Source organism: Paenibacillus sp. FW126-R14, assembly GCF_058789495.1.
The window spans coordinates 24,193-36,000 of sequence record NZ_JBYTBS010000021.1 but is presented as its reverse complement, the minus strand read 5'-3'; the positions used below and the strand labels follow the sequence as shown (position 1 = coordinate 36,000).

8 protein-coding genes, 1 pseudogene and 1 other annotated feature are annotated in these 11,808 nt (G+C 48.5%); of the genes and pseudogenes, 6 read left to right on the top strand and 3 right to left on the bottom strand.

The window, feature by feature from the left end; translation table 11 throughout:
- Positions 1-12: 12 nt before the first annotated feature.
- A complete protein-coding gene (rpsD, locus tag AC3WRW_RS15210) occupies positions 13-612 on the top strand; it encodes a 30S ribosomal protein S4 (protein ID WP_127452159.1) in 600 nt (199 codons plus the stop codon).
- A 42-nt stretch (positions 613-654) separates the two neighbouring features.
- On the opposite strand, the gene tyrS is transcribed toward rpsD, so the two are convergent.
- The gene (gene tyrS, locus AC3WRW_RS15205; RefSeq protein WP_492547154.1) at positions 655-1,920 is read right to left on the bottom strand and encodes a tyrosine--tRNA ligase; all 1,266 of its coding nucleotides are present in this window, start codon (positions 1,918-1,920) and stop codon (positions 655-657) included.
- Between the two features lie 45 nt (positions 1,921-1,965).
- Positions 1,966-2,245, bottom strand: a binding site (T-box leader).
- 125 nt (positions 2,246-2,370) lie between these two features.
- On the opposite strand from tyrS, the gene AC3WRW_RS15200 reads away from it, so the two are divergent.
- The 3 genes and pseudogenes from AC3WRW_RS15200 to AC3WRW_RS15190 all read left to right on the top strand — a co-directional run bounded on the left by AC3WRW_RS15200 (position 2,371) and on the right by AC3WRW_RS15190 (position 6,573).
- Positions 2,371-5,487: a transglycosylase domain-containing protein gene (locus tag AC3WRW_RS15200; protein ID WP_492547153.1), complete on the top strand. Its 3,117-nt coding sequence runs from the start codon at positions 2,371-2,373 to the stop codon at positions 5,485-5,487.
- A gap of 67 nt (positions 5,488-5,554) precedes the next feature.
- Positions 5,555-5,838: pseudogene (locus AC3WRW_RS15195) on the top strand (hypothetical protein); the annotation flags it as partial.
- A 15-nt stretch (positions 5,839-5,853) separates the two neighbouring features.
- Positions 5,854-6,573: an SDR family NAD(P)-dependent oxidoreductase gene (locus tag AC3WRW_RS15190; protein ID WP_492547152.1), complete on the top strand. Its 720-nt coding sequence runs from the start codon at positions 5,854-5,856 to the stop codon at positions 6,571-6,573.
- 77 nt (positions 6,574-6,650) lie between these two features.
- On the opposite strand, the gene acsA is transcribed toward AC3WRW_RS15190, so the two are convergent.
- Complete coding sequence (acsA, locus tag AC3WRW_RS15185; RefSeq protein WP_492547151.1) at positions 6,651-8,375, bottom strand: acetate--CoA ligase; 1,725 nt, start codon at positions 8,373-8,375, stop codon at positions 6,651-6,653.
- Between the two features lie 222 nt (positions 8,376-8,597).
- Between acsA and AC3WRW_RS15180 the strand changes: the two genes are divergently transcribed.
- Together AC3WRW_RS15180 and AC3WRW_RS15175 are read left to right on the top strand one after the other, a co-directional pair.
- Positions 8,598-9,236, top strand: a complete 639-nt coding sequence (locus AC3WRW_RS15180; RefSeq protein ID WP_492547150.1) for a GNAT family N-acetyltransferase — start codon at positions 8,598-8,600, stop codon at positions 9,234-9,236.
- A gap of 68 nt (positions 9,237-9,304) precedes the next feature.
- A complete protein-coding gene (locus tag AC3WRW_RS15175) occupies positions 9,305-10,492 on the top strand; it encodes an acetoin utilization protein AcuC (protein WP_492547149.1) in 1,188 nt (395 codons plus the stop codon).
- Positions 10,493-11,032: 540 nt separating this feature from the next.
- Here AC3WRW_RS15175 and AC3WRW_RS15170 read toward each other — a convergent pair.
- Entirely contained in the window at positions 11,033-11,734 is a 702-nt protein-coding gene (locus AC3WRW_RS15170) for a 5'-methylthioadenosine/adenosylhomocysteine nucleosidase (RefSeq protein ID WP_492547148.1), read from the bottom strand.
- Positions 11,735-11,808 lie beyond the last annotated feature (74 nt).

Genomic DNA, 11,808 nt, shown 5'->3' with positions numbered 1-11,808 from the left:
AGTTTTTCCTAAATGTCACGTTATACAGGACCTAAGTTTAAATTAAGCCGCCGCGTAGGTATCTCTTTGAGCGGTAACGGCAAAGACATGAAACGCCCATTCCCTCCAGGTCAACACGGCCCAGGACAACGCAAAAAAATGAGCGGCTACGGCGTTCAATTAAATGAAAAACAAAAACTTCGCCACATGTACGGCTTGAACGAGAAGCAATTCCGCAACTTGTTCGATAAAGCTTCCAAACTGAAAGGTATCGCCGGTGAGAACTTCATGATCTTGCTTGAGAGCCGTTTGGACAACCTGGTTTACCGTCTTGGTCTTTCCAACTCCCGTGCAGGAGCGCGTCAACTCGTTTCCCACGGTCACGTAACTGTAAACGGCAAAAAAGTAGATATCGCTTCCTACATCGTATCTACTGGTGACGTTATCGCCCTTCGCGAAAGAAGCAAAGGCCTTTCCGCTGTGAAAGAAGCTCTTGCTAACCGTAACCACCTGCCAACTTACCTTGAGTTCAACGATGCAGCAGTAGAAGGCAAATACATCCGTTTGCCTGAGCGCGCTGAGCTTCCACAAGAAATTGACGAGAAACAAATCGTCGAGTTCTACAGCCGTTAATAAAAGCAAACCCCTTAGGGATTTCCCTAAGGGGTTTATTTTTTATTTAAACTGCGCCAGGTAGTAGTTCTTTTTGCCGCGACGGATCACGAGGTAGGACTCCCCAAGTCTGCCCAAATCGTTGGCAGCCGCATTAAGCTCCGTTACTTTGACACCGTTAACCGTCACAGCCCCGCTTTCAATATCTTGACGGGCTTGGCGTTTGGACGGTGCAGCGCCTACCGAGATCAGCAGATCCACTAGCAGAATATCCTCTTGCTCTATTGTCGAAGACGGAACATCTTTAAAAGCTTCTTCGATCTCCTGGCGCGTAAGCTCTTGAATGTTGCCGCTGAATAAAGCCGCGGTAATGTTAAGCGCACTCTCCAGGGCTTCTTCCCCGTGTACAAGCTTCGTCACTTCGCGGGCAAGCAATTTCTGTGCTTCTCTCTTCTCCGGCTGCGTTTGGACTTCGATTTCAAGACGCTCGATTTCCTCGTGGGAAATAAACGTGAAATATTTTAAGAAACGGATAACATCGTTGTCGGCTGTGCTGAGCCAGAATTGATAGAACTGGTAAGGAGACGTTTTGGTTGCGTCCAGCCAAATAGCTCCGCCTTCCGTTTTCCCGAACTTTTGTCCGTCGCTTTTGGTCACAAGCGGCAGCGTTACGCCAAAGGCCCGGCTATCCGTCGTTTTGCCAATCAGCTCAAGCCCGGCTGTAATATTCCCCCACTGGTCGCTGCCGCCGATTTGCAAGGAGCAGTTTTTCGTTTCGTTCAGCTTTAAGAAATCATAGGATTGCAGAATCATATAACTGAATTCCGTGAAAGAGATGCCTTTTGTAATTCTGGAATCGACGGAATCCTTGGCAAGCATGTAGTTCACCGTAAAGTTTTTACCTACATCGCGCAGAAACTCGATGACATTCAGCGACCCAAGCCAGTCATAGTTATTGACAAGCTCCGCACTGTTTTCAATATTCGATGAAAAGTCCAGGAATCTGGAAAGCTGCCCTTTAATGCTTTGGGACCATGCTTCCACCGTTTCCGGTCCATTAAGCGTTCTCTCGTTGGCTTTACCGCTCGGGTCACCGATGAGCCCAGTGCCGCCCCCTACGAGCGCGAGGGGAATATGACCCGCTAATTGAAAACGTCTTAATGTTAAAATAGGCAGCAAACTGCCGATGTGCAAGCTGTCCGCTGTCGGATCAAATCCGCAGTACAGCACGACCCGCTCTTCGCTTAGCTTTTTGTCCAAGCCCTCGCGGTCTGTTATTTGATGAAGCAATCCACGAAACTCCAAATCCTTCAAAATCGACACGTTCATCCATCTCCTTTTTCATGTGAGCATACAAAAAAAGCCTTCTTATCCACAAGGGACGAGAAGACTTGACTCGCGGTACCACCCTAATTAAAACAGCCGTTACGTACATCTATAATCATGAATCATCCGTATACGCGGCAAACTGTTTTCACTCAAGAACCTGTAACGGGGTTTAGCCGGTAAATACTACTGATGCAGCTTCTGCTGCAGGTTCCCATTTACTGCTCCAGACCGTAATTCACTAACCTGCAGGTACCGGTTCGCACCCACCACCGGCTCTCTGAAAGCATCCACAAGCTACCTACTGCTGATCCATCTACGCATTTGATACAATTTATATCATACAATTCCGGCAATTGTCAAACCATGTCACGTTTCTTCGCTTGATCATTACCGCATGCAGGGCAATTATGGTATACTATTACCGTTCATGTAAGGAGGATATCGGAACTTATGCGCAATTTTTTCGCCAAATGGAATAAACCTTGGGTAAGAACGACATGGAAAGTAACCTGGATTACGTTAAAATGGGCGCTCATTTCTGCATTTTTGGCAGGAATCGTGGGTGGCTCCGCCGCTTTTGGATATGTCAGTGCGCTGGTTAAAAAGGATCCCGTCCGCAGCGAAGAATCCATTCGCCAGCAGATGCAGGAAAACGCCATAACCGGCTTTGCTTACTTCAATGACGATACGGTCATCGGACAATTACGGACGGAAGAAGACCGGCGTCTCGCCCAGTTGGATGACATCCCGCAAGTCCTTTTGGATGCTGTTCTGTCCATTGAGGACAAGGACTTCAACAAGCATCACGGGATCGATTTCCGCGGACTTTACCGGGCAGTTACGCAGAAGCTGTTGAACGAAGAAGTACAAACCGGAGGCAGTACGATTACACAGCAGCTCGCCAGACGCGTATTCCTTACGCTGGATCGTGATGACGGCCGGAAAGCAAGAGAACTGCTGCTCGCCCTGCGGATGGAACGGCTTATGTCCAAAGATGAGATTTTGCTCGCCTATCTCAACAAAATCCCATACGGCAATGGCTCGACAGGCTACAATCTGTACGGGATCAAAGCCGCAGCCAAAGGTCTGTTTAACATTGACGATTTGAGCAAACTCAATGTTGCCCAAGCTGCTTACCTTGCCGGGCTGCCTCAATCCCCTTCGCAGTATTCGGCGTTCACAAGCAAGCCGGAATTCGATCAAGAAGGCTTCAAGAAAGCCGTTGCCAGGCAGCAGCTCGTGCTGAAACGGATGCTCGAAGAAGACAAAATCACAAATGAACAATATCAACAAGCGTTAAAATTCGATCTTAAAGCGTCTATGCCGCAAGCAGCTCAGAAAGCTTACACAACTTATCCGTATCTGATGATTGAGACGGAAAAGGAAGCAGCCGAAATCCTGCTGAAAATTCAAAAACCGGATCTTGATCCAACGAAAAATCAAGTCGCTTATAATGAAGCTTTGAAAGGCATACATACGCAGCTCTTGCGCGGCGGTTACCAAATCTACACCACGATCGACAAAACGATTTACGATTCGATGCATGAGATTTCGAGCAACGATAAAAACTTTGCGCCGACGGATGACAAAAAAGGCATCGAACAAGTCGGAGCGATTATGATCGATTCCAAAACGGGCGCGATCAAAGGAATGATCGAGGGACGGAATTTCTTCGACGAGCAGCTTAATCACGCGACACAAGCGTACAGACAGCCCGGCTCAACGATGAAGCCCATCGCCGCTTACATTCCGGCTTTAGAGAAAGGGGCCATACAGCCGGCCAGCATCGTGGATGACATCCCGATTATTTTGAAAGACGGCGTTAAAGGGTTCCATCTTCCCGAGAACTGGGATCACAAATTCCATGGCCTAATGACAGCCAGAAAAGCATTGAATCAGTCCTACAACATTCCGGCGATCGATCTGTTTTTGAATAAGGTCGGCATTAATGACGCCTGGGATTTTGCGAAAAAACTAGGCATCACCTCCATTCAAAAAGAGGATTATTACGCGCAAACCGGTGTTATCGGCGGACTAAGCCGCGGTACTTCCGTTAAGGAACTAACCGGAGCTTATGCCTCCATTCCGAATAAAGGCGTTTATAACGAGACGTTCATGATTCGTGAAATCAAAGACTCTAACGGCCAAACGATTTACTCGCATGCTCAAAAGCCGACACAGGTCTACTCTCCGCAAAGCGCATATTTGATTACCGATATGATGAAAACGGTGATTAGCCAAGGTACGGCGACAGATTTGATGAAAAAATACAAATCTTACGGCAAGATCGAGATTTCAGGCAAAACAGGCTCAACGCAGGATGATGCGGATGCATGGTTCATGGGCTTCACGCCAGACATTACAGTCGGCGTATGGATAGGCTATGATCAACCGATTAATAAATTATCCTCGAAGACACTGCAAACGTATCATGCCAAAGATATTTGGGCTTTAATCATGAATAAGACCATCGAGCAGAAGCCAGAGCTCTTCCCTACCAAAACGTTCGCTAAGCCAGACGGCATCGTTTCCGCTACGGTGTCCAGCTTATCCGGCAAGCTGCCGAGCGAATTAACGACGAGTTCTAATCTTCAAGTGACCGATATTTTCAACAAAAAGTATGTGCCGACAGAAGTCGATAATGTGATGGTCCGGATGAAAATAAGCTCTTATAACGGATTGAACTACATCGCACAGGAACAAACACCGGCCGATTTTGTGCAAGAAAAAACGGTCATTAAACGCCAGAAATCGATCTCGCAGCTGCTCAAAGAAATCGAAGATGCGATGAGCAAGCTTCCGGAAAAAAGCAGAAAACCGATCGATAATTACAAACCGACCGATTATGACGATGATGCTCCATCCGAAATCGATCCACGGGTCGAGGACGGCAAAGAACCAACGGCGCCGACGAACATAACCGCAACGAAGTCGGGAGAAAACGTATCGATCACCTTCCAGCCAAGCCCGAATACGGACATCGTCGGATATCGCATCTACCGTTCGGACAACCGTGGCAAGTTCCAGCTCTTAGGCGGCAAAGTTGTCCTGGCGGGAGCAGAAGCGAAGTTTGTCGATACGATACCATCGGCCAGCTTGATGGGATACTATGTAACGGCCGTCGACGTAGCCGGCAAAGAATCCGTACCGAGCCGTTCGGCCTATACAGACGGAAGCTCGCTGGATTCATTGTTCATCCCGTCCCCGGATGGGACGCAAATGCCAGGTTCTACTTCGCCACCTGCCGGTGCGACAGAGCCGCCTGGCAATGTGCCTGGCAATAATGCATCGAAGGACGTGCCTGGCGCTCCAAGCGGCCTTAAAGCCAAAGCTGACGAAGCCGGCATCGTGCTCACTTGGAGAGCCAATGCAGGGAAAGATAAAGTCAAGAAATATAATGTCTACTTTAGCGATAAGGAAAAAGGCACCTTCTCGAAACTGGGCTCCGTCGAAAACGGAACCGAATTCCATTATTATGCAGCGGCTTACAACGGCTATTACAAAGTAACGGCCGTCAATGAAGCAGGCGAATCCAAGCCTTCTGCAACAATCGCCTACAATAACTGACAGTTGGAAAGAACCTAGCGAAGACGCTAGGTTCTTTTGTTAAAAAAAGGCTTTGTTAAACCTTAATGGTCGTATTCGAACAACGAAGTTAGATCAGGCGATTGGTCTAGCGGGCATTCAGCTCCTATGCGAATGCAAAGGGCTTGGCTCATTACCGACATTATTTGGCTTGGTGCCGTTATATAGACAGCAAGGAATATGAGAATACAGCATCGAATAAGAAAAATATGTTGGTCAAATCGTGCCTTTTTACTATCACCGACACGAACAAAAAGCTTCGGCTTTCTGCTTATTCTTGTCAACGGGAGGATAGTTCCAAAGGTGTGGTATAATAATCGAATCAAAAAATGAAAGGAAACAACGGTCATGAAGAATTTTATTATCATTGGCGCGAGCAAAGGATTAGGTGATGCCTTCGTCAAAAGTTTGCCAGAAATTGGTGATAATGTATGGATAGTTTCTAGGAGTTGTCCTACTAGTTTGAACCTTAACGATGGAGTCAATAAGCATTGGATAGAAGCTGATTTATCGAAATCTAATGCATACAATTTGATTGCGAATACGATAAATGAACACATCATAGACGTATTAATATATAATGCAGGGATATGGGAGAGCAACGGATTTAGTGAAGACTATGATTTTGAAAAAGATGACCCAAATGAAATTTCAAGAATTATTAATGTGAATGTAATTTCCGCAATTACATGTATACAAAAGATTATACCGAATTTAAAAAAGTCGGATAACGCAAAAATCGTTTTAATTGGTTCTACGGCAGGTCTTGAGAATAATGATTTTACACAAGTTTCATTTGTAGCGTCTAAGTTTGCATTGCGCGGTATTGCCAATTCCATAAGGGAACATGTAAAAAAGTTTGGAATTGGTGTAACTTGTATAAACCCAGGTGAAATTGCTACCCAAATTCCTTTGGATGATGGAATCGAAAAAGTCCTGTCAGCTTACAATTATACACAAATCCCCCTTCAAGATATCGTTTCATTAGTTAAATGCGTCATAAGTCTTTCCAAAGCTTCTTGTGTAAAAGAAATAAATATTCCAACAATGTTTGATACAAATGCATAGTCAACTATGTCTAATTAAAAAAAGGCCGCCTCGAAAGTCATTTCTGACCTTCTAAGACAGCCTTATTTAGCTAATCCCTAGTCTTCGATCGTGGATAAATCGCCCGTTGGGAGATTTAGCTCCCAAGCTTTCAGTACGCGGCGCATAATTTTACCGCTGCGCGTCTTCGGAAGTTTGTCTTTGAATTCGATTTCACGAGGAGCAGCGTGGGCGGAAAGACCTTCTTTTACAAATTTGGAAATGTCCGCTTTAAGCTCATCCGATGGTGTGAAGCCTTCACGCAGCGCGATGAACGCCTTAATGATTTCCCCGCGCATCGGGTCCGGCTTCCCGATAACCCCTGCTTCCGCAACCGCCGGATGCTCGACTAGCTTGCTCTCCACCTCGAACGGACCTACCCGCTCGCCGGCTGTATTAATCACGTCATCGACGCGGCCTTGGAACCAGAAGTACCCCTCTTCATCTTGGTAGGCTGAATCGCCGGATACGTACCAACCTGTCAGTCTGAAATATTCTTCGTATTTGGCCGGATTGTTCCAAATTTTGCGCATCATCGACGGCCATGGCGTTTTAATCGCCAAGTTACCCATCCGGTTCGGAGGCAGCACATTGCCCGCATCATCGATAATAGCCGCTTCAACGCCCGGAATCGGACGGCCCATGGAACCAGGCTTAATCGTCATGGACGGATAGTTGCAGATAAGCTGTCCGCCTGTTTCTGTCATCCACCACGTATCGTGAATGCGTTGGTTATATACTTTGAGGCCCCAACGAACAACTTCCGGATTCAGCGGCTCGCCAACGCTCAGCACATGGCGAAGCGAGGACAGATCGAAGCCGGACACAACATCGTCGCCGGCGCCCATCAACATACGGAAAGCCGTCGGAGCGCTGTACCAAACGGTAACTTTATATTTTTGAAGCGTATTGTACCAATCCTGAGGGCTAAAGCGCCCGCCGCGGATTACATTCGTAGCCCCATTCAACCAAGGAGCGAAAATGCCGTAAGAGGTTCCTGTCACCCAGCCTGGATCTGCCGTACACCAGTAAATGTCGTCCTCTTGAAGATCCAATACGATTTTGCCTGTATAGTAATGCTGAATCATTGCGTTTTGTACGTGGAAAACACCTTTCGGCTTTCCGGTTGAACCAGATGTATAGTGAATAATGAGTCCGTCCTCACGATCCAACCATTCGATCTCGAGCTCTGTGGAAGCATTCGCCATTTCTTTGTAGAAGTCTACATGGCCCTCGGCCGGCTCCACATTGTCACCGACTACGATGATATGCTTCAAGTTCGGAAGTTCGCTGGCAGGCACGCGGGACAGCAGGCTTGGCGTTGTTATAATCGCAACGGCTTCACTGTCTTCCAGACGGTCTTTCACCGCGGTTTCCATAAAAGCCTCAAACAACGGCCCTACTACAGCTCCTACTTTCAATGTGCCGAGCAAAGCATAGTAAAGCTCCGGCGTACGCGGCATGAAAATAAATACGCGCTCGCCTTTCCCGACGCCGAGGCCGCGAAGCACATTGCCGAACTGATTGGACTTCTCTTTCATTTGGCCGAAAGTGACGGCTTCTTCTCGCTGATTATCGCTGTAATACAGAGCGATTTTATCTTTTTTTGACGATTCCGCATGACGGTCAATGGCCTCATAAGCCATGTTCACTTTGCCGGTTTCGTACCAGGAGAAGCTCTTTTCGATGTCTTTCCAGTCAAAGTTTGCGTGTGTTTCTTCGTAATTTGTCATGATAGGATTTGCAGCTACCGCTTCAACGAGTTCAACTTTCAATTGATCCATGTACGAAAAACCCTCCTCACGAGATAAACCGCTTTCATTTTACTGATGTTTTCGAGCAAAATGTGATCGATTTTTGACATATTCTATTATAACACACGGAGAATTTTTCGCCTACGCCTAAGTTCAGCTTTTATTTCCAAATAAAATTTGGTATAAAGGGACTATGACCTCACGGAAAAGGAATCACTCATCATGCTGTTTTTCAAAAGGAGAGCTACAGCTATGCAGCATACCAAAATTTATCACTCGTTTCGCTTGCACACAGCTCCCGATCAACCAGAGATTATGATAGAAGGTCCTGTTTCAGCAGACAGTTTGCAGCATCTGACGATGCATCCCAAATTAGACGCCTTCCGCAGACCTAAGGAACAGCTGGAGGCGCTTATTGAAATTGCGGAACTGCCAGAAGGCCGAATCATCATTGCCCGTGACGACGCTACGATTGTCGGCTATGTCACCTTTCATTATCCCGATGAAATTGAGCGTTGGTCGCAAGGCCATATGCAGGATTTGATTGAGCTCGGAGCCATTGAAGTTGCGGATGACTATCGCTCCATGGGGCTTGGGAAAAGGATGATTCGCCTTGCTTTCGAAGCCGGTCAGATGGAGAATGTGATTTGCTTCACCACGGAGTACTACTGGCACTGGGACTTGGAAAACAGCAAGCTTACCGTCTGGGAATACCGGCAAATGATGGAGAAACTGATGAAAAGCGTCGACATGATCTGGTTCGCTACAGATGATCCTGAAATCTGCTCGCATCCGGCCAACTGTCTCATGGTCCGTATCGGCAAGCATGTACCGCTCTCGTCCGTGGAGCAATTCGATCGGATTCGTTTTCAGCAGCGGTTCATGTACTGATGATCGGCTCATTTAGGATTTCTAGGGCTTCAAGCAAGAATGTTAGTCCATTCGGGGGAATGTGGGATATGAACAAGAAAGCATCAAGTCCTGTCTTTATCTATGACGACGAAGAAGTTCAGTATAAGTTCAATGAGGATCATCCCTTTAATCAAGATCGGCTTGTGATGACGGTCGATTTGCTGCGCAAAGTCGGCGCGCTCCCTGACAGCGCGCTGCGGACGCCTCGCTCTGCTGCAGACAGCGAGCTGCTGCGGGTTCACAGCCCGTCTTATCTGGAAGCTGTGAAAGCGCTTAGCTGTCCCGTGCCGGAGGAGCGCTGGGCCAAAGAAGCCGCGCGCTTCGGACTCGACACCGACGACACGCCCTTCTTCCCCGGGATGCATGACATCACGGCGAAGATCGTGGGCGGCTCCATCACCGCAGCAGAGCTGGTGATGTCTGGCAAAGCCCCGCACGCCCTTCATCTGGGCGGAGGACTGCATCACGCGCTGCAGAGCAAGGGCGCGGGCTTCTGCGTCTACAACGACGCGTCGGCGGCGATTGCGCATGTGAAAGAGACGTACGGCGCAAAGGTGCTGTACGTCGATACGGACGTGCATCATGGGGATGGCGTACAGTGGAGCTTCTACGCCGATCCCCAGGTATGCACGTTGTCCATTCATGAGACGGGGAAATATTTATTCCCCGGCACGGGCGCCGTGAACGAACGAGGCGAAGGCGACGCGTTCGGGACGAGCATTAACGTCCCGGTGGAACCGTACACCGAGGACGAATCGTGGCTGGAATGCTTCGGCGAGGTGCTCACCGAGACGATTGCGCGCTTCCAGCCGGATGTCATTATCTCGCAGCATGGTTGCGACGCCCATGCGTTCGATCCGCTCGCGCATGTGCACTGCTCCATGCGCGTGTACAAGGCTATGCCCGAGCTGATCCACAAGCTTGCGCACCAATGGTGCGAAGGGCGGTGGGTTGCGCTCGGGGGCGGCGGGTACGACATCTGGCGTGTCGTACCGCGGGCTTGGAGCCTGCTCTGGCTCGTGATGAGCGAGCAGGCGATCTTGTCCCAGCTGGCGGCGCAGCCGCAGCTGGCGCTTCCTCAGGCGTGGCTGGACGCCTGGCAGGGCAAGAGCCCGGTCCAGCTGGCGGATACGTGGCTGGACCCCGTCGATGCTTGGGCGCCGATTCCAAGGCGCCAGATCATTACCGAGAAAAACCGGCAAACGAAGGATCTTGCCATGATGTACTTGAAATAGCAATGAAAATAACAGCAATTCATGCAAGAAACCGCTGCTTAGTAATTGGAAGTCAGGAACCTCCAGTTTACCAAAGAGCGGTTTCTTTTTATTTGCAATGCCGGAACTACAGGGCGTTATTTGAGCCAAATCAGCTAATCTCGGGTTCCGGGCGGAACTACAGGGTCTTATTTGTCCCACGAAGCCACTAATCCGCTTAAATCAGGAAAATAGCGGTCCGCTGTTCCCTCTAATTTCCCAAAGGGCTGTATTTAGCGTAAGTAGCGGATCATAGTTCCCGATAACACCATCTTGTTCTGCTTTCTTATTCAACTCTGTCTTTCGGCTTCCATACATCAGCTCGACCGGTCTGCTTTCTTGCTCAGCTTCTTGTTCAGCTTTCCTGTTCAGCTTTCCTGTTCTGCTTTCTTGTTCAGCTTCTTGTTCTGCTTTCTTATTCAGCTTTCCTGTTCTGCTCTGTCCTTCGGCTTCCTTGCATCAGCTCGACCGATCCGCTTCCTTGCATCAGCTATCTTCTTCGCCTACGTCGGCCACATCAGACTAGAGCTGTTTCACGATTTCCTCAACCATTTTATACGAATTCTCCGACGCTTGAACCGTAAATTCTGCAAAGTTCACATGCGCAGATCCATCCGCTTTATCGGACATCGAGCGAAGTACCACATAAGGGATAGCATTCATGGAACAAACTTGGGCAACCGACGCCCCTTCCATTTCTACGCATACACCGCCAAGCTCCTTATTGAGGCTGGCCACGACTTCACGGCTTGCGATGAACTGGTCGCCGGAGAGCACTCTCCCCTTCTTCACTTTCCCTGCAAACAGCTTTTCGCCGGAAGCTACCGCCAAATCCACCAGCTTGCCGTCTGCTTCAAAAATAGATTTGGCTTCATAAGGGATGACGCCCCGTTCGAAACCAAGCGGCGTAACATCCATGTCATGCTGCATGCATTCGCTGGAAACGACAAGATCGCCGATGTTCAGTTCCGGGTCCAGCGCACCTGCGACGCCAGTAAATATGACAGCTTCAACGCCGAATTTGTCAATTAAAATTTGAGTTGTAACGGCAGCGTTAACCTTCCCTACGCCTGTGCGGCATACGACGACTTCTTTGCCGAAATACGTGCCTTCGCGGAAAGTAATCCCCGCTTTCACGGTTTCGCGCACATCCGTCATGTGCGATACGAGCAGCTCAATTTCTTCATTCATCGCACCGATTAGTGCAAGTTTATTCCACGTCATTTCATCGATCCTCTTTTCGTTATGTATAAGAAGAAAACCTCTAATGGCATCATCCTCGAAAGGAATGAGCTCGC

Coding starts and splice junctions, on each gene's coding strand:
- AC3WRW_RS15190 (WP_492547152.1), top strand. CDS start 5,854: ATGAAGAATTTTATTATCATTGGCGCGAGCAAAGGATTAGGTGATGCC.
- acsA (WP_492547151.1), bottom strand. CDS start 8,375: ATGGATCAATTGAAAGTTGAACTCGTTGAAGCGGTAGCTGCAAATCCT.
- AC3WRW_RS15170 (WP_492547148.1), bottom strand. CDS start 11,734: ATGACGTGGAATAAACTTGCACTAATCGGTGCGATGAATGAAGAAATT.
- AC3WRW_RS15175 (WP_492547149.1), top strand. CDS start 9,305: ATGAACAAGAAAGCATCAAGTCCTGTCTTTATCTATGACGACGAAGAA.
- tyrS (WP_492547154.1), bottom strand. CDS start 1,920: ATGAACGTGTCGATTTTGAAGGATTTGGAGTTTCGTGGATTGCTTCAT.
- rpsD (WP_127452159.1), top strand. CDS start 13: ATGTCACGTTATACAGGACCTAAGTTTAAATTAAGCCGCCGCGTAGGT.
- AC3WRW_RS15180 (WP_492547150.1), top strand. CDS start 8,598: ATGCAGCATACCAAAATTTATCACTCGTTTCGCTTGCACACAGCTCCC.
- AC3WRW_RS15200 (WP_492547153.1), top strand. CDS start 2,371: ATGCGCAATTTTTTCGCCAAATGGAATAAACCTTGGGTAAGAACGACA.